Source organism: Sphingomonas sp. ID1715 (assembly GCF_013044515.1).
GTDB lineage: Bacteria > Pseudomonadota > Alphaproteobacteria > Sphingomonadales > Sphingomonadaceae > Sphingomonas_B.
On record NZ_JABEPR010000002.1, the window covers coordinates 688,820 to 714,460 of the forward strand.

The 25,641-nt window shown below is 67.7% G+C and carries 28 protein-coding genes; 22 read left to right on the top strand and 6 right to left on the bottom strand.

All coding sequences use genetic code 11. From position 1 onward, the window contains the following. Positions 1-71: 71 nt before the first annotated feature. The 4 genes from nusB to HJG53_RS08360 all read right to left on the bottom strand — a co-directional run bounded on the left by nusB (position 72) and on the right by HJG53_RS08360 (position 2,818). Positions 72-524 carry a transcription antitermination factor NusB gene (gene nusB, locus HJG53_RS08345; protein ID WP_171129402.1) on the bottom strand — a complete coding sequence of 151 codons (453 nt, stop codon included), beginning with the start codon at positions 522-524 and terminating at the stop codon, positions 72-74. Beyond that, the gene (gene hisD, locus HJG53_RS08350) at positions 521-1,795 is read right to left on the bottom strand and encodes a histidinol dehydrogenase (protein ID WP_368039536.1); all 1,275 of its coding nucleotides are present in this window, start codon (positions 1,793-1,795) and stop codon (positions 521-523) included. The genes nusB and hisD overlap by 4 nt, the downstream gene beginning before the upstream one ends. Before the next feature lie 106 nt (positions 1,796-1,901). Continuing rightward, entirely contained in the window at positions 1,902-2,552 is a 651-nt protein-coding gene (gene hisG, locus HJG53_RS08355) for an ATP phosphoribosyltransferase (RefSeq protein ID WP_171129406.1), read from the bottom strand. 38 nt (positions 2,553-2,590) lie between these two features. After that, positions 2,591-2,818, bottom strand: a complete 228-nt coding sequence (locus HJG53_RS08360; RefSeq protein WP_171129408.1) for a hypothetical protein — start codon at positions 2,816-2,818, stop codon at positions 2,591-2,593. An 85-nt stretch (positions 2,819-2,903) separates the two neighbouring features. On the opposite strand from HJG53_RS08360, the gene HJG53_RS08365 reads away from it, so the two are divergent. From HJG53_RS08365 to HJG53_RS08380, 4 genes are all read left to right on the top strand, one after another. Beyond that, positions 2,904-4,712 carry an ABC transporter ATP-binding protein/permease gene (locus tag HJG53_RS08365; protein WP_217352688.1) on the top strand — a complete coding sequence of 603 codons (1,809 nt, stop codon included), beginning with the start codon at positions 2,904-2,906 and terminating at the stop codon, positions 4,710-4,712. Continuing rightward, positions 4,709-5,629 carry a DUF2332 domain-containing protein gene (locus tag HJG53_RS08370; RefSeq protein ID WP_171129412.1) on the top strand — a complete coding sequence of 307 codons (921 nt, stop codon included), beginning with the start codon at positions 4,709-4,711 and terminating at the stop codon, positions 5,627-5,629. Before HJG53_RS08365 ends, HJG53_RS08370 begins: the two co-directional genes overlap by 4 nt. Before the next feature lie 19 nt (positions 5,630-5,648). After that, on the top strand, positions 5,649-5,744 hold the full coding sequence (locus tag HJG53_RS19115) for a hypothetical protein (protein ID WP_368039537.1): 96 nt from the start codon (positions 5,649-5,651) through the stop codon (positions 5,742-5,744). Between the two features lie 143 nt (positions 5,745-5,887). After that, a complete protein-coding gene (locus tag HJG53_RS08380) occupies positions 5,888-8,242 on the top strand; it encodes a hydrolase (RefSeq protein ID WP_171129414.1) in 2,355 nt (784 codons plus the stop codon). Here HJG53_RS08380 and HJG53_RS08385 read toward each other — a convergent pair. Both HJG53_RS08385 and HJG53_RS08390 read right to left on the bottom strand, forming a co-directional pair. Next, positions 8,230-9,189, bottom strand: a complete 960-nt coding sequence (locus HJG53_RS08385) for an alpha/beta fold hydrolase (protein WP_171129416.1) — start codon at positions 9,187-9,189, stop codon at positions 8,230-8,232. The two genes, HJG53_RS08380 and HJG53_RS08385, sit on opposite strands and share 13 nt — an antisense overlap. A gap of 109 nt (positions 9,190-9,298) precedes the next feature. Beyond that, on the bottom strand, positions 9,299-10,132 hold the full coding sequence (locus HJG53_RS08390; protein ID WP_171129418.1) for a flagellin: 834 nt from the start codon (positions 10,130-10,132) through the stop codon (positions 9,299-9,301). Between the two features lie 227 nt (positions 10,133-10,359). On the opposite strand from HJG53_RS08390, the gene HJG53_RS08395 reads away from it, so the two are divergent. The 18 genes from HJG53_RS08395 (at position 10,360) to fliS (ending at position 25,597) form a co-directional block, all read left to right on the top strand. Beyond that, the gene (locus tag HJG53_RS08395; protein ID WP_171129420.1) at positions 10,360-11,622 is read left to right on the top strand and encodes a sigma-54-dependent Fis family transcriptional regulator; all 1,263 of its coding nucleotides are present in this window, start codon (positions 10,360-10,362) and stop codon (positions 11,620-11,622) included. After that, positions 11,619-11,975: a flagellar hook-basal body complex protein FliE gene (gene fliE / locus HJG53_RS08400; protein WP_171129422.1), complete on the top strand. Its 357-nt coding sequence runs from the start codon at positions 11,619-11,621 to the stop codon at positions 11,973-11,975. The genes HJG53_RS08395 and fliE overlap by 4 nt, the downstream gene beginning before the upstream one ends. Before the next feature lie 5 nt (positions 11,976-11,980). After that, positions 11,981-13,648, top strand: a complete 1,668-nt coding sequence (fliF, locus tag HJG53_RS08405; RefSeq protein WP_171129424.1) for a flagellar basal-body MS-ring/collar protein FliF — start codon at positions 11,981-11,983, stop codon at positions 13,646-13,648. Continuing rightward, a complete protein-coding gene (gene fliG / locus HJG53_RS08410) occupies positions 13,645-14,655 on the top strand; it encodes a flagellar motor switch protein FliG (RefSeq protein ID WP_171129426.1) in 1,011 nt (336 codons plus the stop codon). The genes fliF and fliG overlap by 4 nt, the downstream gene beginning before the upstream one ends. After that, positions 14,648-15,358, top strand: coding sequence for a FliH/SctL family protein (locus HJG53_RS08415; RefSeq protein WP_171129427.1), 711 nt, complete (start codon positions 14,648-14,650; stop codon positions 15,356-15,358). Before fliG ends, HJG53_RS08415 begins: the two co-directional genes overlap by 8 nt. Next, positions 15,351-16,688, top strand: a complete 1,338-nt coding sequence (locus tag HJG53_RS08420; RefSeq protein ID WP_368039538.1) for a FliI/YscN family ATPase — start codon at positions 15,351-15,353, stop codon at positions 16,686-16,688. Before HJG53_RS08415 ends, HJG53_RS08420 begins: the two co-directional genes overlap by 8 nt. Beyond that, a complete protein-coding gene (locus HJG53_RS08425) occupies positions 16,688-17,128 on the top strand; it encodes a hypothetical protein (RefSeq protein ID WP_171129429.1) in 441 nt (146 codons plus the stop codon). Before HJG53_RS08420 ends, HJG53_RS08425 begins: the two co-directional genes overlap by 1 nt. Further along, the gene (locus HJG53_RS08430) at positions 17,128-18,570 is read left to right on the top strand and encodes a flagellar hook-length control protein FliK (protein WP_171129431.1); all 1,443 of its coding nucleotides are present in this window, start codon (positions 17,128-17,130) and stop codon (positions 18,568-18,570) included. The genes HJG53_RS08425 and HJG53_RS08430 overlap by 1 nt, the downstream gene beginning before the upstream one ends. 26 nt (positions 18,571-18,596) lie before the next feature. After that, positions 18,597-19,190 carry a flagellar basal body-associated FliL family protein gene (locus tag HJG53_RS08435; RefSeq protein WP_171129433.1) on the top strand — a complete coding sequence of 198 codons (594 nt, stop codon included), beginning with the start codon at positions 18,597-18,599 and terminating at the stop codon, positions 19,188-19,190. Further along, positions 19,191-20,141 carry a flagellar motor switch protein FliM gene (locus tag HJG53_RS08440; protein WP_217352689.1) on the top strand — a complete coding sequence of 317 codons (951 nt, stop codon included), beginning with the start codon at positions 19,191-19,193 and terminating at the stop codon, positions 20,139-20,141. Next, a complete protein-coding gene (gene fliN / locus HJG53_RS08445; protein WP_171129437.1) occupies positions 20,141-20,437 on the top strand; it encodes a flagellar motor switch protein FliN in 297 nt (98 codons plus the stop codon). The genes HJG53_RS08440 and fliN overlap by 1 nt, the downstream gene beginning before the upstream one ends. Next, a complete protein-coding gene (locus HJG53_RS08450) occupies positions 20,434-20,697 on the top strand; it encodes a flagellar biosynthetic protein FliO (RefSeq protein WP_171129439.1) in 264 nt (87 codons plus the stop codon). The genes fliN and HJG53_RS08450 overlap by 4 nt, the downstream gene beginning before the upstream one ends. Positions 20,698-20,773: 76 nt before the next feature. Then, positions 20,774-21,556 (top strand): flagellar type III secretion system pore protein FliP, encoded by a 783-nt coding sequence (gene fliP / locus HJG53_RS08455; RefSeq protein WP_254447602.1) that lies wholly within the window; start codon positions 20,774-20,776, stop codon positions 21,554-21,556. Positions 21,557-21,562: 6 nt separating this feature from the next. Then, positions 21,563-21,832 (top strand): flagellar biosynthesis protein FliQ, encoded by a 270-nt coding sequence (gene fliQ, locus HJG53_RS08460; RefSeq protein ID WP_171129441.1) that lies wholly within the window; start codon positions 21,563-21,565, stop codon positions 21,830-21,832. Positions 21,833-21,834: 2 nt separating this feature from the next. After that, positions 21,835-22,611, top strand: a complete 777-nt coding sequence (fliR, locus tag HJG53_RS08465; RefSeq protein WP_171129443.1) for a flagellar biosynthetic protein FliR — start codon at positions 21,835-21,837, stop codon at positions 22,609-22,611. Beyond that, positions 22,611-23,744 carry a flagellar biosynthesis protein FlhB gene (locus HJG53_RS08470; protein WP_171129445.1) on the top strand — a complete coding sequence of 378 codons (1,134 nt, stop codon included), beginning with the start codon at positions 22,611-22,613 and terminating at the stop codon, positions 23,742-23,744. Before fliR ends, HJG53_RS08470 begins: the two co-directional genes overlap by 1 nt. A gap of 45 nt (positions 23,745-23,789) precedes the next feature. Next, positions 23,790-25,202: a flagellar filament capping protein FliD gene (gene fliD, locus HJG53_RS08475; RefSeq protein ID WP_171129447.1), complete on the top strand. Its 1,413-nt coding sequence runs from the start codon at positions 23,790-23,792 to the stop codon at positions 25,200-25,202. After that, complete coding sequence (gene fliS / locus HJG53_RS08480; protein ID WP_171129449.1) at positions 25,199-25,597, top strand: flagellar export chaperone FliS; 399 nt, start codon at positions 25,199-25,201, stop codon at positions 25,595-25,597. Before fliD ends, fliS begins: the two co-directional genes overlap by 4 nt. Positions 25,598-25,641 lie beyond the last annotated feature (44 nt).

Consider the following 25,641-nt stretch of genomic DNA (forward strand, 5'->3'; position numbering starts at 1 on the left):
AGTCGAAGGGCGCTGCCACCGACCGGAGCAGCGCCCCTCGACTTCGCTCGGGACGGGCGATCCTTTGATCGTTAGGAGCGAACGTCCTTCGCCACCGCGTCCAGCAGGCCGTTCACGAAGCTCGTCTCGCGCTTCTCGTAAAATGCGTGCGCCACGTCGACATATTCGCTGATCACGCTGCCGACCGGCACGTCGGCGCGGGCGAGCAGTTCGTAGGTGCCTGCGCGCAGGATTTGGCGCATCGGACGGTCCAGCCGCTCCAGGCTCCAGCCCTTGGCGAGCTTGGCGCCGATCAGCCGGTCGATCTCCGCGCGGCGGGAATCCACGCCCTTCACCAGATCGTCGAAGAACGGGACCTCGGCATCGGCATATTCGACGTCCTCGATCGTCGCACCGAGCCGATGATGATGGAATTCGTGCAGCAACGCGGGAACGGAGGTCTGCTCCATTTCCTGCTGATATAGCGCCTGCACCGCGGCAAGGCGCGCGGCGGAACGGGATCGGGAGCGGGCGGTCTGGTTCATGATCTCAATCTGAGTGCGACCGAACGGGCATGGGCGGGAAGCCCCTCCGCCTCGGCCAGGGCGATGGCTGCGGGCCCAACTGTGCCGAGCGCCTCGCGGTTGCAACCCAGAAAGCTCGTCCGCTTCATGAAGTCGAGCACGCTCAGGCCCGAGGCGAAGCGCGCGCGACGTCCGGTCGGCAGCACATGGTTCGGGCCACCCAGATAATCGCCGATCGCCTCGGGCGTATGCCGGCCGAGGAAGATCGAGCCGGCATGACGCACCGCCCGGAACAACGGCTCGGGATCCTCGACCGCAAGCTCGAGATGCTCGGGCGCGAGCCGGTCTAGCAGCGGAGCAGCGTCGAGCAGGTCGCGGACCAGAACCACGGCGCCATTCGCCTCCCAGCTTTCGCGAGCAACGGGTGACAGATCGGCGAGCTGCCGCTCGACCGCTTCGACCACACGCTCGGCGAAGTCACCGTCGTCCGTGATCAGGATCGACTGGCTGGTCGGGTCATGCTCGGCCTGGCTGAGCAGGTCGGCTGCGATCCATTCGGGATCGTTCGCCGCGTCGGCGACCACCAGGATCTCGGACGGCCCCGCGACCATGTCGATGCCGACGACGCCATAGAGCTGGCGCTTGGCCTCGGCGACCCAGGCATTGCCCGGACCGACGATCACATCCACCGGCCGGATGCGCTCCGTGCCATAGGCCAGTGCGGCGATCGCCTGCGCCCCGCCGGCGCGCCAGATCTCCTCGATGCCGACCAGCGCAGCCGCGGCGAGCACCAGCGGGTTTACCTCTCCATTCGGGGTCGGTGTCACCATCGCCAGCCGCTGCACGCCCGCGACCTTGGCGGGGATGGCGTTCATCAGCAGCGAGCTGGGATAGGCGGCCCGTCCGCCGGGCACATAGAGCCCCGCCGCCTCGACCGGCGTCCAGCGCGCGCCGACCCGGATGCCGAGCGCATCCACCTCGTCCCGGTCCGCCGGCCGCTGCTTTTCGTGATAGGCAGTGATGCGCTCGACCGCGAGTTCGAGCGCTTGCCGCAGCGGCGGCGCGAGCGCCTCCAGCGCGGCCCGACATTCGTCGGGATCGACGGGGTCGCGCAGATCGTGTCCGTCGAAGCGCTGCGTATAGTCGTGCAACGCGGCGTCACCTTCATCCCGCACACGCGCGAGGATCGCCGCCACGTCGCGGGAGACATCGCTGTCCGCCTCGCGCCGCGCATTCACCAGCGCTTCGAAGCGGGTCGTGAAGTCAGTATCGCTAGTGCTCAGCCTTAGCACAGCGCCCCCCTCACCCGTTCGTTTCGAGCGCAGTCGAGAAACCATGCGTGCGCCTGAAACGCGCTTCTCGACTGCGGTCGAAGCGAACGGAGCTTGATGGGACTGGTCATTCCACCGCCGCCCGAAAGGCATCGATCAGCGGCGCGATCTGGGCCGAGCGCATCTTGAATGCCGCGCGATTGGCGATGAGGCGAGCGCTGACCTGCGCGATTACTTCGACTTCGACGAGGCCATTCTCCTTGAGCGTGCGGCCCGACGACACCAGGTCGACGATTCGGCTCGACAGGCCCAGCAAGGGCGCCAGTTCCATCGCCCCGTTGAGCTTGACGCACTCCGCCTGCACCCCGCGCGCCTCGAAATGGCGCCGCGTCAGCGCCGGATATTTGGTCGCGACGCGAACATGGCTCCATTCGCGGGGATCGTCGGAGGCGGCGAGTTCCGCCGGCTCGGCGACCGAAATCCGGCAATGGCCGATGCCCAGGTCGACCGGCGCATAGAGTTCGGAATAGTCGAACTCCTCCAGCACGTCCGAGCCGACGATCCCCAGCTGCGCGGCCCCGTGCGCCACGAAAGTCGCGACATCGAAGGCCCGCACGCGGATCAGCGAAATATCGGGGCGATTGGTCGCGAAGCGTAGCGCGCGGCTGCCTTCATCGGAAAACGCCCGCTCCGGCTCGATCCCGGCGCGGGCCAGCAACGGCAGCGCTTCCTCGAGGATGCGGCCCTTGGGCACAGCGATGATGACAGGATCGGCCATTGGGCGGCGGCTTTATCGGTGCCGCCCGGAGCGGGCAACTAGCGGCGCGGTTTCGCCGTGTTCATCACGATCTGGTTGGTGACGGAACGGCAGCTTGCCATCAGCTCGGGATAGTCGAGGTCGCCATTCTTGATGAGTTCGGCCTGGGCGGCCTGCTGGCACGAGGCGAGGCTCTCGTAACGCGTCTCGACCAGGCGCGCCTCGGCGCACTGATATTGGCCGTCGCCGCAGCCCATGATCGCCATCACATAAACGAACGGACCCATCACCGCGCTCCTCCGAGCGACTCAACCCATGAACCTGATGCAGGTTGCATTGGTTTCGCCGCCGTGCCTCCCTACATCGACCAAGATGTCGAAAACTGTGACCGGGGGCACTTCAGGAGATTCCCTGAGTTGGGGCGTCTTCCGCCGCTTCCTTCCCTATCTCTGGCCCGCCGATCAGCCGGCGATCCGTCGCCGCGTCGTCTGGTCGATGGTGCTGGTCGTAATCGCGAAGGCGACGACCCTGCTGATGCCGTTCGCCTACAAGGCGGCGATCGACCGGATGGCGCCGGGGCTGGAGGCAGGCGTGTCGCTCGCGGCCGCTTTGGTCATCGCCTATGCCGGCGCGCGCTTCGGCGGCGTGTTCTTCGACAATGTGCGGAACACCGTGTTCGAGCGCGTCGGCCAGGATGCGACCCAGCGCCTCGCCACCCATGTCTTCCGCCACCTGCACGAGCTGTCGCTGCGCTTTCACCTCGAACGGCGGACGGGTGCCGTCACCAAGGTGATCGAGCGCGGCACGAAGAGCATCGACATCATGCTCTATTTCCTGCTGTTCAACATCGCCCCGACGATCATCGAACTGGCGGCGGTGGCGGCGATCTTCTGGGTCAAATTCGGCTTCGGCATGGTCGCGGCGACCTTCACGATGGTCGCTGCCTATATCCTCTTCACCCGCAAGGTGACCGACTGGCGCAACAAGCTGCGCGAGCAGATGAACGACCTCGACACCGGCGCGGTCGCCAAGGCGGTCGACTCGCTGCTCAACTATGAGACGGTCAAGTATTTCAGCGCCGAGGATCGCGAGGCCGCCCGTTACGAAAAGGCCGCGCGCGCCTATGCCAATGCCGCGGTTAAGTCCGAGAACTCGCTCGCATGGCTGAACATCGGCCAGTCGCTGATCACCAACCTGATGATGGGCGGCGCCATGGCCTATACCGTCTATGGCTGGAGCACGGGCCGCTTCACGCCCGGCGACGTGGTGCTGGTCAACACGCTGCTCGCCCAGCTTTTCCGCCCCCTCGACATGCTCGGCATGGTCTATCGCACCATCCGCCAGGGCCTGATCGACATGGCGGCGATGTTCGAGCTGGTCGACCAGAAGGCCGAGGTCGTCGACCTGCCAAGCGCCCAGCCGCTGATCGTCAGCGAAGGCAAGGTGAAGTTCGACAATGTCCGCTTCGGCTATGACCCGGAGCGACCGATCCTGAAGGGGGTCAGCTTCCTCGTTCCCGGCGGCAAGACGCTGGCGATCGTGGGCCCATCGGGCGCAGGCAAGTCGACCATCGCGCGCCTGCTCTTCCGCTTCTACGACGTGACCGGCGGCAGCATCTCGGTCGACGGGCAGGATATCGGCCGGGTCCAGCAGCGCACGCTGCGCGAGAATATCGGCATCGTGCCGCAGGACACGGTGCTGTTCAACGACACGATCGGCTACAACATCGCCTATGGCCGTGCCGGCGCCGGCCAGGAGGAGGTCGAGGCGGCGGCGCGCGGCGCCGCCATCCACGAGTTCATCGCTAGGCTGCCGGACGGCTACCAGGCGCAAGTCGGCGAACGCGGCCTGAAGCTCTCGGGCGGCGAGAAGCAGCGCGTGGCGATCGCCCGCACGTTGCTCAAGGACCCGCCGATCCTGATCCTGGACGAAGCGACCAGCGCGCTCGACAGCCGGACGGAAAGTGAAATCCAGCGGACGCTTCGCGACGTGTCGGCCCAGCGCACCACCATCGTCATCGCGCACCGGCTTTCCACGATCGTCGACGCCGACGAGATCATTGTGCTGAACGACGGCCGGGTCGCCGAACGCGGCACCCATACCAGCCTGCTCCGCCAAGGCGGCCTTTACGCCGAGATGTGGGCTCGCCAGGCCGCCGAGGCTGAGCTGGAGGAAGCATGAGCGAGGCCGATGTCCGGGAAGCCTTTCGCAATCAGGCGCTGTTCTGCGATCGCTCCGGCACCCCGGTCACCGCGGCCGTGGTGCGCGGTATCGCAGCGGCGCTCGACCGCACGACCGCGACCGGCCGGCGCACGCTCGATTGGCCCGGCGACGCGCGCGGCAGCGGCGATTCGGTTCCGCTTAGACTTGCCGGCGGCTTCCATGCGCTTGCCCGTCGTGGCGTCGATCCGTCCCTAAATCGCCTTTACGCTGGCGCACTCGACGGCGCTGAGGCGATCGTCGGTGACATCCTCCGACGCCATGACGCGGAGCTCGTCCGCTGGCTGAACTCGCCCCCGCAGACCAACGAGACCGGACGTGCCGGCCCGATCATGGCCGGGCTGATGCTGCTCGCGGCCGAATACAGCCTACCGTTCGAACTGATCGAACTCGGCGCCAGCGCTGGGCTCAACCTCAATCTCCCCCGCTTTGGCTATGTCCTTGGCGGGTCAGGGGCCGGAGACCCCAACTCGCCCGTGCAACTCGCACCTTTGTGGGAAGGCGCGCCACCACCCCTGGCGACAGTGCAGGTGCTCGCCAGCCACGGCGTCGACCAGAACCCGGTGCGCATCGTCGACCCTGCCGAGCGCGAGCGGCTGATCGCCTATTGCTGGGCGGACCAGCACGAGCGGATGGAGCGCCTGCAGGCGGCGCTCGCACTGGCCGACCGATTCCCGCCGCAACTGGCACAAGGCGACGCCGCGGATTTCGCCGAAGCCGCGCTGCCCGACCCTCAGGCCGAAGGCGTCTGCCGCGTCATCTACCACACCATCTTCTGGACCTATCTGCCTCCCGACAAGCAGCAGCGCATCCGCAACGCCCTCGCGGCGGCGCGCGAACGCGACGTGGGGGCGTCCGCTCGCCTGGCTGCGCTATGAGCTGAACGGGCAAGGTGGGGTGGCCGAGCTTCACCTGCAGCAATGGCCGGGCGGGCGCGAGCGGCATTTGGCGACCGGTCATCCGCACGGCAGCAGGATCGCTTGGCACGGCTGACTCTGTTCCCCGGCGTTGGCCGGGGCCCATGACCGCCACTGCTTGACCCCGCCTTTCGCCGGGGAACAGGAACGACGCGAACGATGGTTAAAAGCTTCTCAACCATCTTCGGCGAAACAGGCATCCAGCAAAGGGATGCCTCGATGAAATTGCAGCTGCGCGCGTTCGAACTCCACCGCATTCTCGAAGAAGCGCCGGCCGGCACGCGCTGGCTGTCGCTCGACTGTTTCGACACTTTGGTCTGGCGCGACACCGCGACGCCGGCCGACGTGTTCGCCGACCTGGAGTTCACCGGCGGCGCGGTCGAGCCACGCCGTCGCGCCGAGGGCGCCGCGCGCCACTATGCCAAGCTGTTCCGCGACTGCTTCGAGGTATCGATCGAAGAGATTCACGAGCGGCTGCGGCCCGGCGGCGACGCCGCGGCGTCGGTCGCGGCCGAGCTGCAGGCCGAAGCCCGGCACTGCTATGGCTTCGAGCCTATCAAGACACTGATCCGCGACGCCAAGGCACGCGGCCTCAAGGTCATGATCGTTTCCGACACCTATCTGAGCGAAGACCAGCTGCGCACGCTGATCGGCCAGGCGGCGGGGAAAGAGACGGCCGCAGCGGTCGATCGCATCTTCCCGTCCAGCGCCTATGGCGTGAACAAGGCTGATGGCCTGTTCCGGCATGTGCTCGACGACCTTGGCTGCGACCCGGCCGAGATCGTCCATGTCGGCGACAACCATGTCGCCGATCAGGTCGCGCCATCCGAACTAGGGGTCAACACCGTCCACCTGGTGCAATTCGACGACGCGGCGAAGACACGGTTGCGGCTCGAAGCAGCGGCCGGCGCGATGATCCATCCGGATGCGCGCGTGAACGTTCCCACCTTCCAGCCGCACCGCCCGTTGCTGTCGCTGCGGGCGGAGTCGGATGCGGCGTTCGCGCTGGGCCACGACGTGCTCGGTCCGCTACTGCGCGCCTTCGCCACTTGGCTGAGCGACGAACGCGCGACGATTGCGGCTGAGACGGGCCGCCGCACCCACCTGCTGTTTCTGCTCCGCGACGGCTTCCTGCCGGCCGAAGTGTTCGAGGCGATCAATGCCGAGCCGACCCAGCGGGTGGAGATCAGCCGCCAGACCGCGTCCCGCGCCAGCCTGATCGACGAAGCAGCGATCCGCGCCCGCCTGCTCCATGATGGCAAGCGCAACACGATCGAAGTGCTCGCGCGCCAGTTCCATTTCAAGCAGGGCGAAATGGCCAAGCTCGGCAAGCTCGACGCTTCCGCGAACGATCCGAAGTTCGTCGAGCAGGTGCTCAAGCCGGAGACGGTCGGCACCATCGTCCATCGCTCCGCGCGCTTCGCCGACCGGCTGATCGCGCACCTCAAGCGCGCGGGCGTGAACGAGGGCGATGCCGTGATCCTGGCCGATCTCGGCTATCACGGCTCAGTGCAGGACAAGGTGCATGCGCTGCTCGAACAGCGGATGCAGCTGAAGGTCGCCGGCCGCTATTTGCTGCTGCGCGAAGAACAGCCGACCGGCCTCGACAAAAAGGGCCTGATCGATGCGCGCAACTATGATTTCCGCACCATCGACGCGCTGTGCGATCCGATCGCCGTCGTTGAACAGCTCTGCACGATCGCCCAAGGCTCGGTCGTCGACTACAAATGGGACGGCTCACCGGTGCGCCAGGCGGCCGGCATCAAGTCGAACCAGAGCGCGACCCGTGATCGCGTGCAGGCCGGCGCGATCGCCTTCGCGCGCGGTTGCGCCGACATGAGCCTGCCCGGCGATGCCGACGCATGGCGCCGGACGGCCGGCCAGACGCTCGCGCGCCTGCTCTTCATGCCGACTGCCGAAGAAATCGAGGTCCTGCGCTGCTTCGAGCATGACGTGAACCTCGGCACCGAAGCGCTGATGCCGCTCGTCGATCCTGAGGCGGCCCAGGCCGGCCTCAGGTCGCGCGGCCTCCCCTATCTGATGCACGCGGAGCGCATCTACATCCCGGGGGAAATCCGCGAACACGGCCTGTCATTGAACCTGTCCATGCTCGCCTGGCGCCGCTTCGCGCTTGAAATCACGACCGGAGACATGGCCGGCGCCGCGATCAAGGTCCCGGTGATCCTCGTCGACGCCCAGGGTCAGGCCGTCATCGACGCCGACGCGCACCCGACCCACGACGGCTTCTACGCGATGGCGGTGCCGGTCGGCGCCGGTCGCTTCACCGCTGCCGTGCAATGGGGCACCGCCTTCGAGTGCGTGCAGATTGATTCGGCGCGCTTCCATGTCGTCGAGAGCTTCGGCATCACGAATGATCAAGGCTCGGTTGCGGCGCAGCTGGTGCATGACGGGCTCGAGCGCGTCGCCGGCGATCTCTATCGCTGCTCAGGCCCGGCCGCCCTCACCATGGCGCCGCCGCCAAACCTCAGCCAGCCGGTCGACCTGCTGCTGCACATCGTCTTCCGCCCGGTCGTTCGCCGTGGCGAAGCCGGAGCGCTCGCTCAGGCCGCCTGACCGGCAGCGGCGGCGATCGCCGCCAGCACGGTATCCAACTCGATCCAGTGCACCATGTGGCCGACACCGTGCGCCACATGGAAGCTGCTGTGCGGCACCGCCGCGTGCAGCCGCTCGCCATGGACGGCCGGAACGACCTTGTCGCCATCGCCATGGACGATCGCGACCGGCAGCTTCAGCTCGCCATAGCGCTTCGACAGCCTGATCTGCGCCATCTGCACGAGGCCGGCGTCGCCTGACGTCGCGCGGATCTGCTTGGGCCTGAGCGCGAGGCCGCGCGGAAACTCGTCGCGGAAATTGGCCGGTACCGGGTTCGGCGCGAAAACCTGCTTCAGCACGCCTGGACCTGCCGCGCGCACCACCAGCGGCGAGGTGGTGTTGGCCATCACCGCGCCGATCGCCGGCCAAGCGGGCATCGACATCAGCAGCGGGCTCGGATTCTTGAACGGAAAATAGGGGCCTGCGACCAGCACCAGCCCCGCAACCTCGTCCGGATGGTCGAGCGCCCAGGCGAGCGCCGGCAACGTCCCCCAGCTATGGCCCAGCAACAGCGGCTTCTTGATGCCGAGCTTGGCGACCGCAGCGCGGGCGAGCTCCATCTGCGCCTCGGGCGTCCAGCGACCGTTGCGCGGCCGGTCGCTATAGCCATAGCCGGGCCGATCGAAGGCAAGCACGCGAAAGCGTTCGGCCGCTCGATCGATCAGTCCGCTGCCGAGCAGATCCTGCACCAGCGCGCCCATGCCGTGGAACATGATAAGCGGCGGGCCGTCGCCGCGTTCAAGATAATGGAGCCTGACGCCGTCCACTTCGACGAACTTGCCGGCGGGCGGATGCTCCGCCTCCGCGGCCTTCGCCTGGCGGCGGTTGAACCAGGCGGCAGCGCCGAGCGCTGCCGCGACAAGGCCGAGTTTGGCGGCGGTCGGGATTCCGGTCTTCTTTTCCTGCATGGCGGGCCAACGTGTCGCCGCCTCTCTGGTTGCGCACAAGAGAAAACCCCCGGCGCCAGGCGCCGGGGGTTTCTGTTCAAGCGTACGCTACTGGTACGAAGCTTTGCGCTTAGCGGAGCAGGCTCAGCACGTTCTGCTGGCTCTGGTTCGCCTGGGCGAGCATCGCCGTCGCGGCCTGGGTCAGGATCTGGGCCTTGGCGAGGTTGGTCGTCTCGGCCGAGAAGTCCGTGTCCTCGATGCGGCTGCGCGCATCGGACAGGTTGTTGACGTTGTTGGTCAGGTTGTTGACCACCGATTGCAGCCGGCTCTGGCCAGCACCCAGCGATGCACGCGTGGTGTTGACGTTGTCGAGCATGGTGTCGACGTTATCGAGCGCGGAGTTGGCGTTAGTCGCGGACGAAACCGAGGTACCCGAAGCCAGGTCGCTCAGCGAGCTGAAGCTCAGCGTGACCGAGTCACCATTGTTCGAACCGACCTGCACCGACAGCGAGCCCGCCTGGGCGCTATAGGTGGTGCCGGAAGCCGACGAGTTGAACACGCGGGTGCCGTTGAACTCGGTGGTCGCGAGGATGTTGGTGATCTGCGACTTGAGCTCGGTGACTTCGGTGTTCAGGTTCGTGCGGTCGGTCGACGAATAGGTGCCCGACGCGGACTGGACCGCCAGCTCGCGGATGCGCTGCAGCATGTTGGTGACTTCGCTCAGCGCGCCTTCCGCGGTCTGCGCCCAGGAAATGCCGTCGTTGGCATTGCGGATCGCCTGGCCCATGCCGCGGATCGTCGCAGTCATGGTCGACGCAATGGCGAGGCCCGCCGCGTCGTCCTTGGCGCTGTTGATGCGCTTGCCGGTCGACAGACGCTCCATCGCATTCTGCAGGCTCGCCTCGGCCATGCGCGAACCGTTCTGGGCACGCAGGGCGGCGGAGTTGGTCGAGATAACAGTCATAACAATCTCCGTTTCAGTTCCGGCTGCCGCTCCTTGCCCCCGGAAAAGCCGGATCGAAGCCAGAGCCGCCACAGCACTGAACGGCAGCGCGCCGCGGGACTTTAGGGGCCGGACCGATCTTTTTTGCGGAGCCTCTCGCGCGCGTGTGCGGCGATAACTGTGTCGTTAACCACGGCTTTACCCTGTTGGCCGATATCGGTGCCCAAGAGAGAAGACGGGGGACGCCGATGCAGTCGATCATTCACAGCGAAGCCGCGGGTCAGGCGCATGCGGTGCTGCTGTCATGGCTGCGGGGCCTCGGTCAGGATGTCCGCCCCTTTCGCGGCGAACGGGTCCGCACCGGCGACATGTACATCGTGACCGAAGGCGAGCCGATGCCGGCACCCCGCGCGACCCTGGTCATCGCCGAAGACGGCAGCCGCCGCCTGGAGCGGGCAACCGATGGCAGCCCTGCGCGCCTCGGCTATGGCCGCGACGACCTGGTCTTCGGCCACGCCTTTGCCGCCGCCCTGTTGCGGGGGACCGCGCCGGCCGCCGCCGATCCGAACACACTGGCGCTGTTCGCGCTGGCCGAGCGGGTCGCCGAAAGCGACATCACCGTATTGGTGAACGGCCCGACCGGCACCGGCAAGGAAGTGCTCGCGCGCCATATCCACAATCACTCGCCGCGCCGCAATGGCCCGTTCATCGCCGTCAACTGCGCGGCGCTGCCCGAGACGATGCTGGAGGCGCTGCTCTTCGGTCACACCAAGGGCGCCTTCACCGGCGCCGGCGCGGCAGCCCAGGGCTTTTTCCGCGCCGCCCACGGCGGTACGCTGCTGCTCGACGAAATCGCCGAAATGCCGATCGGCCTGCAGGCGAAGCTGCTCCGCGTGCTGCAGGAGCGCGAAGTCGTGCCGCTGGGGGCCACCACGCCCGAAGCCATCGACGTGCGCGTCATCGCCTGCGCCAACCGCGACCTGCCCGCCGAAGTGGAAGCCGGCCGGTTCCGCGCCGACCTCTATTACCGGCTGAGCGTCTTCCCGCTCACCACTTTGCCGCTCTGCCAGCGCCGCCAGGACATTGCCTCGCTCGCCGCGACGATGATCCTGCGCCATGCCGGCAGCCGCGCGACGATCCCGTGGCCGACCCAGGAAGCGCTCGACGCGCTGCAGGGGTATGACTGGCCGGGCAATGTCCGCGAGCTCGAGAACGTCATCCAGCGCGCGCTGCTGCTCGCGCCGGGTGACCGGATCGAAGCCGGGCACATCGTCTTCGACGCAACGGCGCGCCCGATGCAGCTTGCGCCGGCCGCTGCCGAACCGACGCTCGGCAACATCGTCCGCCTCCACGAAGTGCAGGCGATCCAGGATGCGCTGGCGGCGTGCGGCGGCAACCGTACCGAGACCGCGAAGCGCCTCGGCATCTCCGAGCGGACGCTGCGCTATCGTCTCGCCCGCATTCGTGAGGCCGGCGGCAATGTCGCACCGAGCCGGAGTGCCTGGGCATGAGCATCTCGTCCGTTTCCAGCGCCGATCGCGTGATGGCGATCCGCGCCCAGATCCTCGAGCGCAACGAGGCGCTGCAGCGCGCCGCCCAGATCGGCAATGCCGCCGCGCCGACCACCGCCAAGCCGGGCGCCGGCAACAGCTTCGGCGCGACGCTCGAAGCGGCGCTCAAGAGCGTCAACGACAGCCAGAACGCCGCGTCCAAGGCCAGCGAAGCCTATGAACGCGGCGAGACGGTCGATGTCGCCCAAGTGATGCTCGCCCGCCAGAAGGCGTCGATCGCCTTCGAGGCGACGCTGCAAGCCCGCAACAAACTCCTGTCCGCCTATAAGGACATTATGAGCATGCCGGTTTAACCTGAATGGCTACCAACGCTCTCACCCCGACGCAAGGGGAGGTCCTGCCTCCCGCTCCCGCGGCCGGCACGCCGCTGCCGCCGCTGACCGAGATCGGGCGCAATCCGATGGGCACCCTGCGCGGCATCTGGGCCCAGCCGGCCGTGCGCAAGTCGGCACCTATGATCGGCGTCCTGGGGCTGATGGCCTCGGCCGCGCTCGCCTGGACGATGGTCGCAACGCCGCCGCAGAAGATGCTCTTCTCCGGCCTGAACGACGCGGACAAGGCCGCGGCCGTCGAGGCGCTCAGCCAGGCCAAGATCGACAGCCAGATCGACCAGCAGACCGGCACACTGACCGTCGCCGAGGACGATTACTACAAGGCGCGGATGACGCTGGCCGCGCAGAATCTTCCCAAGGCGACGCCCGGCGGCTATGCGATTCTCGACCAGCTGCCGATGGGCGTCAGCCGCGCGGTGGAAGGCGAGCGGCTGCGCCAGGCGCGCGAGACCGAGCTCGCCCGCTCGATCCAGGAAATCGAAGGTGTGACCGAGGCGCGCGTCCATCTCGCCGTGCCGGAGAACACCGTCTTCGTGCGCGACAACGCCGCGCCGTCCGCCTCCGTAATCGTGCGCCTGGCCGCCGGCCGCTCGCTGCCGGAAGATCAGGTCCGCTCGATCATCAATCTCGTTGCCTCGTCCGTGCCGGGCATGAAGCCCGACGCCGTGACAATCGTCGACGGCGCGGGCAGCCTGTTGACCAAGCCGGGTGGCGGTGCCGCCGGGCTGGGCGCGAGCGACGAACGCATCGACTTTCAGCGCCGCGTCGAGGGCAAGTATCGCGAACAGCTGATGCAGCTGCTCACGCCGCTGGTCGGCGCGGGCAATTTCAGTGCGGAAGTCTCGGCCGAAGTCGACCTGTCCGAGACACAGGCGACGCGCGAAGCCTATGGCAAGGAAGGCGCTCTGCGCGCCGAACAGGGCCAATGGACCGGCAATCAGCAGGGCCAGGCGCCGGCCGAAGGCATTCCCGGCACGCTGTCCAACACGCCGCCGCCCGCCGCCGAGATCAAGACCGGCGCCGCGGCCGCGCCGCAGCCTGCTGGCGGCGCCAGCCCGAAGATCCCGGACTCGATGAAACAGTCCGATCAATTCTCCCGTGCGTTCGAACTCGACAAGGAAGTGTCGGTCACGCGCGCCGTGCCCGGTGGCCTCAAGCGCATCTCGGTCGCTGTGGTGCTGCGCGAAGCCGAAGGCGCCAAGCCGCGCAGTCCGCAGGAAATCGCCCAGATTTCGGACCTGGTGCGCGCCGCCGTCGGCTACGACGCCGCGCGCAACGATCAGGTCACCGTGATCTCGCGCAAGTTCGCGGGTGCCAGCGAAGAACAGGGCGCGCCCTGGTATGAAGCCGGTTGGTTCCCGGTGCTGGCGCGCAACCTGACCGCGCTGATCATCGCCCTGCTCGTGATCTTCGTCGGGCTGAAGCCGATGCTGAAGATGCTCTCGAAGAAGCGGGAGGAATCCGATTCCGAGCCTTCGGTGAGCCGCCCGCCCGTCAGCATCGAGCATGTCGAGGGAGCGCAAGGCTATGAGGACCGGGTCAAGCTGGTCCGCGACTTTACCCGCGACAATCCAGCCCGCGCCGCGCTGGCCGTCCGCGACATGATCCAGTCGGACGGAAAGGCCGCCGCATGATGCAGGAGCCTGCCCGGGCGTTCACCGGGGTCGAAAAGGCCGCCGTGCTGATGATGCTGGTCGGCGAGGACGAAGCCGCCGCCATCCTCCAGAACCTGGAGCCGGAAGAAGTGCGCATGCTCGGCAAGGCGATGTTCGCCGTCGCCGACGTGGGCGAGCCGCAGGTCGCGCAGGTGCTCGACGAGTTCGTCGTCAAGGCCAAGGACAAGAACACGATCGGCTTCGATCCGCGTCCGCAGATCGAGACGATGATGACCAAGGCGCTGGGGCCCGACAAGGCCGAGAATGTGCTGTCGCGCATCACACCGCGCGAAGAAGCATGCGCCATCGACCTGCTCGACTGGCTCGAAGCGTCGGAGATCGCGGCGCTGATCAAGGACGAGCATCCGCAGATCGCGGCGGTGCTGCTGGTCAATTTGGATCCGGCGATCGCCGCCCAGGTGATCGAGCAACTGCCCGACGCGATGCAGCCCGACGTGCTGCACCGGATTGCGACGCTCGGCCCCATTTCGCCGGACGCGCTCGACATGCTGCGTGACGTGCTCAGCCGCGCCGCGGGTTCGGCCAAGGCGCCCGCGTCCGTGCCGCTCGGCGGTGCGAAGGAAGCGGCGGCGATCATGAACAATGCGCGCAAGGCCACCGAGCAGCGCGTGATGCCCAAAGTCGCCAAGATCAGCAAGGAAACCGCCAAGGCGATCGAGGAGGAGATGTTCGTCTTCGACCATCTGCTCGCGCTCGACGACAAGTCCATGGGCACTTTGCTGCGCGGCGTCGAAGCCGATGTGCTCGTGCTGGCGCTGAAGGGTGTGGACGAAGCCGCCCGCGGGCGTTTCCTCGGCTGCATGTCGAGCCGCGCGGCCGACGGCATTCGCGACGAGATGGAAGCGCGCGGGCCGGTCAAGCTCGCCGAAGTGCTCGAGGCGCAGAAGACGATCCTCGGCATCGCACGCCAGCTCGCCAAGGACGGCACCATCCGCCTCGGCGGCGGAGACGACGACTATGTCTAGGTTCGCCGGCGCGGCGGACGCGCGCGCGGTCGATTTCGGTGCCCTCGGCGCGGCCATGTCCGGCTTGCGCGGCGGTTTTTCCGAAGGCGGCCCCGTCCACTTCTCCCCGTCTCCCGAGCCGAAGCATTTCCGTCCCGCCAACCCGGGCATGAACCCGACCGAGGGGTGGGATCCGTTCGATCCGCTGAGCGAAAGCCCCGCTGCGGCGACGGAGACGCAGGACCCGATCGCGGCCGCACGCGCCGAAGGCTTTGCGGAAGGCATGGCCGCGGCCGAGCGCATGGCCGCCGAACGGGGCGAGGCGGACGCGCGGGCGCTGGCAGAGATTGCCGGCCTGCTGCAGATGATGAGCGAGTTCGAGCGCGATGCCTTGGCCGCGCGCCTGCGCCAGACCGTCATGTTCCTGGTCACCCGGCTCGTAGGCGAAGTCGGCGTGACGGCCGACTTGCTGAACCAGCGGATCGAGGCTGCGGCGGCCTTGATCGCCGACAGCGCCGAACTCGCCCAGCTGCGCCTCAACCCGGCCGATCTCGCGCTGGTCGAGGGTCATCAGCCGGAGACTGTGACTCTCGTCGGCGACGAGACGATCGGCCGCGGCGGCTTTCGCATCGAGACGCGCTCCAGCGCCGTCGAGGACGGACCGACGGCCTGGCTGAACCAGCTCGCCGCCGCGCTGGACCGCACGGCGCTGCCGGGTGAGTGACAGCGTGCTGAAGACCTTCGCTCAAGACTATCTGGCCGCCCTCCAGCTCGACTTCTCGCCCCAGGCCGAAGTAATCGGGCGCCTGTCGTCGTTCGACGGATTGCTGATGGAGGCGGTCGGCCTCTCCCTCCCGGTCGGCACGGTGTGCCGGATCGGTGCGGGCGCGGGCGCCGTAGAAGCGGAAGTGATCGGCTTCAGATCCGGCAAGACGATCATGATGAATTTGGGCGGTCCGGCCCCGCTGCTGCCCGACGCGCCGGTGCGACCGATCGGCCAGCCGGGCGAGGCGCAGGTCGGTTCGGCCCTGCTCGGCCGCGTCGTCGATGGCGCTGGCAATCCGATCGACGGCCTGGGACCCATTCGCGGCGCCAAGACCTGGCCGCTGGCCGGCAGGCCGCAAAACCCGCTCGATCGCGCTCGCGTGACCGAGCCGCTTGATGTCGGCGTGCGCGCGATCAACGGGCTGCTGACGATCGGGCAGGGCCAGCGCGTCGGCATCATGGCCGGATCCGGCGTCGGCAAATCCGTGCTGCTCGGCATGATCGTCCGGCAGGTGAAGGCGGATGTGGTCGTCGTCGGCCTGATCGGCGAGCGCAGTCGCGAAGTCACCGATTTCCTCGAGACCAAAGTCGCCGGCGAGGCGCGCAAGCGGGCCGTGATCGTCGCGGTCCCCGCCAACCACTCGCCCGTGCTCCGCATCCGCGGCGCGATGCGCGCGACCGCGATCGCCGAAGCCTTCCGCGCCGAAGGCAAGCGCGTGCTGCTCATCATGGATTCGCTGACCCGCGTCGCCCATGCCGGGCGCGAGATTGGCCTGGCGCTGGGCGAGCCCGCCTCCGCGCGGGGCTATCCGCCCTCTGCCATCGCGATGCTTCCGAACCTGATCGAACGCGCGGGCAAGGATGCGAAGGGCGGCGGCTCGATCACCGCCATCTACACGGTGCTCGCCGATGGCGACGACGGTTCCGATCCGGTTGTCGACTCCGCCCGCTCGATCCTCGACGGCCATATCGTCCTGTCGCGCAGCCTGGCGGAACGCGCCGTCTATCCGGCGATCGATCTCGGCCCGTCGGTCAGCCGCGTGATGACCGACATCGCCGCGCCCGAGCATGTCGCCGCCGCGCGTATCCTCCGCCGGCACCTCGCCACTTATGAGGAAAATCGGGACCTGATCCTGATGGGGGCCTATCGTGGCGGCGCCGATCCGCAGATCGACCAGGCGCTCGCCTACCACCCGGCCATTCTCGACTATATCCGCCAGGATGCGGACAGCGCCGTCGGCATCGACGAGGCCGTGACCGAGCTGGTCGGCATCTTCGGCGATAGCTGATGGCCGCCCGTCGCGACGCGAAGAAGCTCGGCCGGATGCTGCGCGTCCGTTCGCTCCAGCTCGACCTTGCCCGTGCCGAACAGGCGGCGGCTGCCGAGCGGGCATCGAGCGCGACGGCGCTCGCCGCGCGCATCGAGGCGCTGCGCCAGGATGTCGCACCGCGTACCGGCGGTGATCAGGGCCTCAGCCTGTTCGCCGCCGCCCATTATCGCGACCGGCTGGCGCGCAGCCAGGTCGAGGCGCAGCGCCGCGCGGCCGTCGCCCACCAGCAGCTCGACCGGGCGACCGACGCTGCCAACGCGGCCAAGCGCGATCATGGCGCGGTCGAGAAACTGATCGAGCGCCAGCTCGACGCGCAGGCCGCCGCCGCCCGCAAGGCGCTGGAAGACGCACCCCAATCCGCACGCGCACTGGCACGGTCCTTGCTGAAAAGCGGCTGATGCCGAACGAACTCGCCACCGCCGCTGCGACGCCCGGGCTCCCGGTCGCGCTCCTCGCTATCGCTCCCGCGCCGGTCGCACCGGGCGCGGAGCCGAGCGACTTCGCGGCGGTCATTGGCGAGATCGCCGGCGCGCCACTGCTGCTGGATGCGCCTCCCGCCCCGCCGACCGGCACCGACTTGCCGCCCGTGCGGCCGGAACTTGCCGGTCCGCCCGAGCCGTTGCCGCCGACCGACGTTGCGGACGTGATGGTCGGGTGCGGCTGGGCACCGGAAATGGCGCCGGGCAAGTTCCAGTCCCGCGTCAAGGATGTGCCGGCTTCGTTACCGCCCGTGCCGACCGACGCCGAGGCTGACGAAGTGCAGGCGACGGTTCCGGGCTCTCGCCCCTGGGTGCTGCACACCAGCTCGATCATCGCGCTCACCCGCGCCCTACCCCGCACCCAAGCACCGCGTGCAGCGCTGCCGGATTGCGAGCTGCCGGTGATGCAGCCGGATCGCCCCGAAGAGACCAAGGACGAGCCGGCAATCGCCGCCCCCCTCGTCGCCATAACTCCGCCTGCGCATTTGCCGCCGGTCATCGTCGTGCCGTCCGCATCGGCGAACTTGAGCCCGCTGCCAAGGCAAGAGGCCGCCGAGGCCGTGGCCTCAGAAGCCGCTCCGGTCATTGTCGGAGCTGCTCCGAACCCTGTGCAGGCGAAACCGGAATGGCATCGGCCTCCCGCGCCAGCGCCGACTGTCGAGCCGTCGACCGAAGCGATCGCTGCCGAGCAACCCCGACAGGTCACGCCTGACCCGCTGGCCACGATCGCTCCTCGGTTGGCAGAAACTACGCCCATACGTCCGGCTCCGCCGCGCCCCGACACCGCTCTGCCCCCCGAACTCGCCCGACAGGTCGCCCAGCTGATCCAGCCCAAGGCCGAAGAGGCAGCGGCGCCGATCGTCGCTCCGGTCGAGCCCACACTCCCGATCACGCCAACTGCCGCACCGGCGCAAACTGCCGCTCCGGTGCAGGCGCCAGCTGCGACGCAGCAGCATCACGCCGCCCCGGTCGACTTTGGCCGCAGCGAATGGATGCAGGCGATGATCGATCGGATTAGCGACATCGCCCAGGCGGATGGCCGGCGCGAGGCCCAGATCCGGCTCCTCCCGGATGCGCTCGGCGCGGTCGACGTGAAGATCGTGCAGCGCGACGAGCGGATGCACGTGACGGTGTCGAGCGACAATGCGCAGGTGCGGCAGCTGTTCGCGGACGCCGCGCCCCGGCTGCAGGAGCTCGCCGAGGCACGGGGCCTCCGCTTCGCCCAGACCGATATCGGCGGCGGCCAGCCGCACGACCGGCGCCAGGCGCCGGAACAGCAATCCCAGACGCCGCTGCGTCCCCGCTCCGCCCAGTCGGAGCAGGACGTCTCGACCCACCCCGACGGCGACCTGATCGCCTGACCTGAAGCACGAGAAAGACCAAGACCATGGCCACTGCCGCAGCTGCCGCCGCCGCTCCCGCCCCCAAGAAGAAGGGCAAGAAGCTGATCCTGATCATCGCCCTGCTCGTCCTTGTCGGGGCCGGCGTGGGCGCCGGCCTGTTCTTCACCGGCATGATCGGCGGGACCAAGGAAGAACACGCCGAAGCCAAGGACATGCCGAAGCTGCTGCCCAAGGGCTCCAAGCCCAAGGCGGCCGAGGGCGAGGGTGGTGGCGAACATGGCGGCGGCTCGGGCGGCGGCAGTGCCGAGGGCGGCCCGAAATATGAATCGAGCTATTTCCAGCTGGAGAAGGAGTTCACCTCCAACCTCAAGGAAAGCTCGCACCTCGTGCAGATCGGCCTCGCCGTCTCCACGCCCTATGACGAGAAGGTGACGGAAGCGCTCAAGGCGCACGAACTCGCCATCCGCTCGGCCGTGCTGATGGCGATCAACGACACCGACGAGGAACAGATCTTCACCGCCGAGGGCAAGAAGGATCTGCAGAACCGGTTGGTCAAGGCGATCAACGGTGTTCTGAAAGAAAAGGAAGGCTTTGGGGGCGTCAGTAACGTCTACTTTACCAATTTCATTGTTCAGTGAATGGAGATGGTTAAGGCCGCTTCACCAGCACCCGTTCAGGGCGCCGCCTCCGGGCGAGCGACGGCGCAGCATGCGCCGGTGCTGGGCAGCGCGTCTGCCAATCCCCTTGGTGACCTGCAGGCGCTCGCTCAGGTCAGCCAGCGCGTGGCGCGCGCGCTCCGTGCCCTGTTCGAGCCGATGCTGCGCCAGCCGGTCAAGGTTGCGGCCGAACCGATCGCGGTGCACCGCTTCGACGATTATCTCGCCGCCAACTGCTCGGGCCTGGCCAGCGCCACGCTGATCGGCATGGCGCCGCTGTCGGGCCATGCCATGCTGGTGCTGGACGGCGCCTTCACCTTCCGGCTGGTCGACCTGTATTTCGGCGGGCCCGGCCTGGTCCCGAACCCGCTGCCCGCCGAGTTCACCCCCACCGCGGAGGCGATGATCGGCCGGGCGGCGACAGGGATCACCGAGCGGCTCGCCGGCGGCTGGGCGGAACTGGCGGAGATCGAGTTCCAGGTCGGCCGCACCGAGACCAACCCGCATATGCTGTCGCACATCGATGGCGAGGACCGGGTGGTGCTCACCCGCTTCCTGCTGACCATCGGCGAAGGCCGCGCCGTCCCGATCGACCTCCTCTACCCCGCAGCCTCGCTCAAACCGATCGCCGGCATCCTCTCTTCGAAGGTTCAGGCACGTCGCCAGGCCGAGGATCCGAGCTGGACCAACAAGCTGATGCGCGCTGCGATGAACGTGAAGATGCCGGTGCGCTCCGTGCTGGCCGAGCCGGTCATCCCGCTCGCCCAGCTGATGAGCCTCAAGCCCGGCGACATCATCCCGATCAGCTTCGGGCCCGAAATCCCGCTGCTGGTCTCCGGCAACCGCTTCGCGCGCGGCGCGGTCGGCGCATCCAACGGCCGCGCCGCCATCCGTGTGCACCGCATCGAACCGATCGAGAACGAGGACTCCTGATGAGTGACATGAGCCATACCGGCCTGCCCAAGGATGTGGGCATCGCCGCGAACTTCCGCCTGCTCCAGGATGTCGATGTCCGTCTGTCGGTCGAGGTCGGCGGCACCAATCTGAAGCTGCGCGAGCTGCTCGCGCTCGGTGAGTCGAGCGTGATCGAACTCGACCGCTATGCCAACGAACTGCTCGACGTGCTGGTCAACGGCACGCTGATCGGCCGCGGCGAAGTCGTGACCGTGGGCGACCGCTTCGGCATCCGCATCACCGAACTCGCCGACCAGGCGCCGCCCGCGCTGTGATCGGCACCTATCTCCTCAAGCTCGCGCTGCTGCTGCCGCTCGTCTGCGGCCTGCTCGTCGCCTGCCTCTGGGCGTGGCGCAAGCTCGAGCAGAAGCTGCCCGGTAATCAGGGCACGCGCATGATCGCCGTCAAGGAAAGCATGATGGTCTCGCCCGGCCTGCGCCTCGCCGTGATCGAGTTCGAAGGCCGCAAGCTGCTCGTCTCGGTCGGCCGCGGCGGCGTGAACCTGGTCGACCGGATCGAGGCCGACCGTGGCTAGCATTGTTCTTCGTTCCCCGGCGCAGGCCGGAGTCCAGCCGCGCAAGATCCTGGGCCCCCGCCTTCGCAGGGGAACATTGGGTTTCTGGCTCCTCGCCTTCGTCCTGACGATCCTGTTCTTTGCCGAACCCGCCTTCGCCCAGGCAGCCCCGACCGTAACGCCTCCCGCCCAGCCCGGCGCTCCCGAAGCATTGGACCGCGCGCTGGGGCAGCTCGGCGGCGGTTCCGCGCCGCTGTCGCTGAGCCTGCAGGTGCTCATCATCATGTCGCTGCTGACGGTGCTGCCGTCGCTGCTGCTGATGATGACCAGCTTCACCCGCATCATCATCGTGCTGTCGATCCTGCGCCAGGCGCTCGGCCTGCAGCAGACGCCGCCCAACCAGGTGCTGGTCGGCCTGTCGCTGTTCCTGACGCTGTTCATCATGGCGCCGGTGCTGAACCGGGTGAATGACGAGGCGATCAAGCCCTATGCCGCCAACCAGATCCAGGCGACGCAGATGATCGAGCGCAGCGGCAATGTGCTGCACGGCTTCATGATGAAGCAGACGCGGGTGAAGGATGTGCAGATGTTCGCCGGCATCGCCAAGAAGGGCCCGTTCGCGAGCCCGAACGACGTGCCCTTCTCGATCGCGCTGCCCGCCTTCGTCACCTCGGAGCTGAAGACGGCGTTCCAGATCGGCTTCCTGATCTTCCTGCCCTTCCTCGTCATCGATCTCGTCGTCGCCAGCGTGCTGATGGCGCTCGGTATGATGATGCTGTCGCCGACGATCATCTCCCTGCCCTTCAAGCTGCTGCTGTTCGTGCTCGTCGATGGCTGGGCGCTGACGATGGGCTCGCTCGCCAACAGCTTCGTGAGTTAGCGGATCATGGACGCAACCTATTTCATCGGCGTCGGCCGCGAAGCGCTGTGGGTGCTGGCGCTGGTCACGCTGCCGGTGCTGCTCCCAGCACTCGTCGCGGGCCTGGTGCTCGGCATGGTGCAGGCCGCGACTTCGATCAACGAGGCGACGCTGACCTTTGTGCCCAAGGTGGCGGTGGTCGGCATCTCGCTGGTCATCTTCGGCAGCATGATGCTGGGGCTGCTGAGCGACTTCACCCTGTCGATCTTCGAACGCATCCCCGATCTGGTGAAATAGCCTTGCTCGGCTTCGGCCTTCCGAACGTCGAAGCGTCGCTGTTCGCGCTGATCTTCGTGATGGTGCGGATCGGGGCGGCATTCGTCGCGGCGCCGGTGTTCGGCGCCGTCACGATTCCGCTGCAGGTGCGGATCGTGCTCGCCGGCGCGATCGGCATTCTCGTCGTCAACAACGCGCCGGTCGCTTCGCCCCCGGCGCTGTTCTCGCTCGTGACCTTCCTGCAGGTCGCGCAGGAAGCCCTGGTCGGCCTTGCACTCGGCTTCGTGCTGCAGATCGCCTTTGCGGGGCCGTTGATCGCCAGCGAAGCGCTCGGCAGCACGATGGGCATCGGCTTTGCGACCACGATCGACCCGCAGCGCGGCGCCTCCACCCCCGCGCTCGGCCAGTTCCTTTCGATCCTGATGACCCTGCTGTTCCTCGCGCTCGACGGGCACCTGATCCTCGTCGATCTCGTCGTGCGCAGCTATCGCGTGCTGCCGCCTGGCGAGGCCTGGCTCGCTGCCGAAAAGCTGAAGGCGATCGCGCTGTTCGGCAGCTATGCCTTCGCGTCCGGGCTGCTGCTCGCCCTGCCGGTCGGCTTCATCATCCTGTGCCTGAACCTGATCGTCGGCATGCTGTCCCGCTCGGCGCCGGCGCTGAACCTGTTCGCCGTCGGTCTGCCCGCGAGCCTCGCGACCGGCCTCGTCGCTCTCGCCATCGCCTTCCCGGCCATGGGTGACGCGATGGCCGGCATCGTCCGCGAGGCGCTCCAGGCGACCGCCAATCTGGTGCTCGGCTGATGGCTGAGGAGTTCGCCGAAAAGACAGAAGCGCCGACACCCAAGCGCAAGCAAAAGGCGGCGGAAGAGGGCCAGGTCCTGCGCTCCAAGGAGTTCGCGACCGCGGCCGTGGTGCTCGCCGGCGTACTCTGGCTGGCCCTGTCCGGCCCCGCCCTGCTCGGGGCACTGAAGACCGTGATGGTCGAAAGCCTGCAGTTCGGCCGCGCCGACGTGGAGGACTTTCAGCCGCTGCGTCCCATCCTGAGCGTCGGCCTCACCTTGCTGCCTTCCCTCGCCTTTCTCTTCGCTGTTACGATCTTCGTGTCGGTGGCGAGCCAGGCCGGGCTCGGCGGCTTCAACGTCCAGCCGAAGCTGTTCGGCTTCAAGGCGTCCCGCATCAACCCGGGCGCGGGGCTGAAGCGCATCTTCGGCCTGCATGGCTGGCTGGAGCTCGGCAAGGGTCTGATGAAGGTCGTGCTGCTGGGTTCGATCGGCGCCTGGATGCTGTGGTCGATGAAGAACGATGCGCTTGGCCTTGTCGCCGGCAGTGTCGAATCGAGCGTCGCCGCGCTCGGCTGGAAGCTTGTCATGCTGCTGCTGGTGATGGCCGGCGGGCTGCTGCTCATCGCTGGCTATGACGTGCCGATCCAGTTCATCCGCCTGCTCAACAAGCTCAAAATGTCGAAGCAGGAGATCAAGGACGAGCACAAGCAGGCCGAAGGCTCGCCCGAGACCAAGGGCGCGCAGCGCGCGCGCATGCGCGAGATCTTCAAGGGCAGCGCCCGCAAGGCGGTGGAAGGCGCCCATGTCGTGCTCACCAACCCCACCCACTTCTCGGTCGCGCTGCGCTACGAACGCGGCAAGGACGAAGTGCCGGTGGTCGTCGCCAAGGGCCGGGGCGACAAGGCTCTCGCGATCCGGGAGCTCGCGCGCGAGATGGAGAAGCCGATCCTCGAATATCCGGCGCTCGCGCGTGCCGTCTATTACACCAGCCGCGAGGGCCAGCAGGTCCGCGACGACCTTTATGTCGCGATCGCCACCGTGCTCGCGTTCGTGTTCGGTGTGAACCTGCGCGCCGGCGGCGGCCAGCCCAATGTGATCGTGCCCGACAGCGCGCTGTTCGACGAAAACGGCGTGCGCATCAAACCGGCCTAAAGCTTTGGGCCGAGCGGCCGAATAGGCTTGCAGGGAGACTGAAACGTGGCCGATTCCATTGCAGTGACGCTGGGCGCCGGCTCCGGCATCGACACCAAGGCGCTGGTCTCGTCCCTGGTCGACGCGCAGTTCGCTGCCAAGACGCAGGCGCTCACCGCGCGCAAGGAGACGCTGACTGCGCAAATTTCGGCGCTCGCGCAGTTGAAGAGCGGGCTGACCGGCTTTTCCGCGGCACTCGGCAATCTCATTTCCGGCGGCTCGCTGTCGACCCAGCCGGTCAGTTCCGACACGTCGACGCTTGGCGTGTCGCTGCTGCCCGGCGCCAGCATCACCGGTCTGTCCGCCAATGTGGAAGTGCGTCAGCTCGCCACCGCCCAGGTCGTGAACTCCGCGCCGGTGGCCGATTCAAGCGCCGCCTTTGGCAAGGGCACGCTGACCATCACGCTGGGCGCGCTGACCTATAGCGGCAACACGCCGACCGGCTTCACCCCGAAGGCGGGCGCCACGCCGGTCGCCGTCGTCATCGGCGACGGTCAGAACAGCCTGCAGGGCATCGCCGACGCGATCAACGCCGCCAAGGCGGGCGTGACCGCTTCCGTGCTGACCGATGCCACCGGCTCACGCCTCGTCGTGAAGGGCGCGACCGGCGCCGAACAGGCCTTCACGATCGGCGTGACCGAGGATGCGTCGGCGCCGGGGCTGTCGGCGCTGGCGTTCGACACCGGCTCGCAGACCATGTCGCTCACCCGCAAGTCAGTCGACGCGCTGGTCGCGCTCGACGGCGTCGAAGTCCGCCGGCCAGGCAACAGCATCAGCGACTTGCTCACCGGCGTGAAGCTCGATCTCGTCAAGGCCGCGCCCGGCCAGACGATCACGATCGGCACCTCGGCACCCACGGCGGCGCTGTCTCAAGCCGTTGCCGACATCGTCGAGACCTATAATCAGCTGATCGGCATCGCCAAGACCGAGACCAACACCACCGACGGCGTGCTGCGCAACGACAGCGGCGCCCGCGAACTGATGCGGCAGCTGGGCGGCCTGACCAATCGCAACCTCAACTCCAGTGCCGCGGTCGGCGAACCGAGCACGCTCGGCGAGCTGGGCGTTCGCACCAACCGCGACGGTACACTGACGCTCGACACCGCGCAGCTGCAGTCGGCGCTCTCCAAGAACGGGGCTGCCGTCGAGCGGATGCTGACGGTCGGTCTTGGCTCCGCCCTGCGCCAAATCTCGATCGCGCTGACCGCGCCGACCGGTCCGCTGACCGCGAGCCAGACTGGCTATAACCGGCTGCAGACGGCGATCGCCAAGGAGCAGGAGAAGATCGAGGCCGACACGACCACGCTGCGCGATCGGCTGACGCGCCAATTTTCCGGCATGGACGCGCGCGTCTCGGCCTATAAGGCGACGCAGAGCTTCCTCGACCAGCAGATCAAGAGCTGGACGCGCAGCGCATGAGCTATGCGTCCCGGCTAACGCGCGACCCGCGCGAAACCTATCGTTCGGTCGATGTCGCGAGCCGCACCGGCGGCGCCAATCCGCACCAGCTAATCACCATCCTCTACGAAGACCTGCTGCGCGAGCTGCGTCTGGGTGCACTGGCGGCCGAACGCGGCGATCATCCGGACAAGAATGCGCGGCTGACCAAGGCGGTGGCGCTGCTCTACGCGCTCGAAGCGGGCCTGAACTTCGACAAGGGCGGCTCGGTCGCCGACGCGCTGTCCCGCTTCTATCGCGGCTGCCGCGACGCGGTGATGCGCGCCAGCATCGACAGCAACGCCGCCCTGGTCCGCGACGTCATCGCCAATGTCGGCGAAATCGCCGCCAGCTGGAAAGCCATCGGCGCGCGCTGAAATCTGCTCGTCAACCAAGTGTCTTCTCCGTTTCGGATAAGACG